2 protein-coding genes are annotated in these 1,474 nt (G+C 62.5%); both read left to right on the top strand.

The genetic code is table 11. The features are described from left to right. Nucleotides 1–124: 124 nt before the first annotated feature. Entirely contained in the window at nucleotides 125–322 is a 198-nt protein-coding gene (locus DBR24_RS18855; protein WP_123471110.1) for a heavy-metal-associated domain-containing protein, read from the top strand. Between the two features lie 149 nt (nucleotides 323–471). Then, on the top strand, nucleotides 472–1,474 hold a 1,003-nt coding region (locus tag DBR24_RS18850), incomplete at its 3' end, for a multidrug effflux MFS transporter (protein ID WP_371921327.1).

Here is a 1,474-nt window from a genome sequence, read left to right as displayed (position 1 = left end):
ATTGATGTACGCAGCTTGGCCGAGCGCGGCGCCGATTGCCAGCCCGGCAGTTTCTTTCAGAACTTGACCTTGCCATCGTGGCAAGCTCGAGACTGCCGGCAACCTCACTCAAAGGAGTCATCGCATGCAAGTGTTCAACGTTCAAGGCATGTCCTGCGGTCACTGTGTCAACGCCATCACCCGGGCGGTGCAGGCCAAGGATCCGGCGGCCAGCGTGCGGGTCGATCTGGCGGCGAAAGAGGTCGGCGTGGAAAGTTCGCTGAGTGCCGAACAGGTGATCGAGGTCATCAGCGAGGAAGGCTACGCCGTGAAACTGGCCTGATTGACCCCAGTGGCGAGGGAGCTTGCTCCCTCGCCACCGATTTGCGCCCGGCTTCCAGGTTATTTAATTGTTAGCGAGCTATCGGAATGTTCAAGGCGTCCACGCGCGGCTAGACTGTCGGGCTGCCGACTTGCCAACCTGGGTGCCTGATGAACTTCCGTACCATTCTGATTCTCGGAGCCTTGACCGCTTTCGGTCCTTTGGCCATCGACTTCTATTTGCCCGCCTTTCCCGCGATGGCGCTGGCCTTCGGCACCGACGAGAAACACGTGCAGATGACGCTGGCGGCGTATTTCGCCGGGTTGTCGATCGGTCAACTGGCGTACGGTCCGGTGGCGGATCGCTTCGGCCGACGGATTCCGTTGCTCGTGGGCCTGACGCTGTTCACCCTCGCCTCGCTGGCCTGCGCTTATGCGCCGAATCTGGATTGGCTGATCGGTGCGCGTTTCGTGCAGGCGTTGGGCGGTTGCGCAGGCATGGTGATTGCCCGGGCGGTGGTCAGCGACAAATGCGACGCGGTCGGTTCGGCAAAAGTCTTCTCGCAGTTGATGCTGGTGATGGGCCTGGCGCCGATTCTGGCGCCGATGCTTGGCGGTCTGCTGGTCAACACCACGGGCTGGCAGTCGATCTTCCTGGCACTGACCGTGTTCAGTGCGCTGGCTGGACTGGCGGTCGCTCTTGGCCTGCCGGAAAGTATGCCGGCGCACATGCCGCGCCAACCGTTGTCCGGTGCCCTGCGCCAATACGGGCGCCTGCTGAAGGATCCGGTTTACCTCGGCCATGCGCTGACCGGCGGCATCGCCATTGCCGGGATGTTTGCCTATATCGCCGGTTCACCGTTCATCTTCATCAAGCTGTATGGCGTGCCGGCCGAGCATTTCGGCTGGCTGTTCGGTACCAACGCGGCGGGCTTCATTCTCGTCGCACAGGTCAATGCGCGATTATTGGCCAAGCGTGGCCCGGCGTTCCTGCTGGCGCGCGCGGTCTGGGTTTATCTGGCGGCCGGGCTGACGCTGCTGGCCGTCAGCACCTTGCATACCGCGGCCTTGTGGCCATTGCTGATTCCATTGTTCATCTGTGTATCCAGCCTGGGCTGCATCAGTCCCAACGCTGCCGCTTGCGCGATGAACGGGCAGGGCGGCCGCGCCGGCA

It is taken from the genome of Pseudomonas sp. HMWF006 (genome assembly GCF_003061205.1).
Lineage (GTDB): Bacteria > Pseudomonadota > Gammaproteobacteria > Pseudomonadales > Pseudomonadaceae > Aquipseudomonas > Aquipseudomonas monsensis.
The sequence above is the reverse complement of the archived record's forward strand: the minus strand, read 5'-3'. Positions and strand labels throughout refer to the sequence as shown.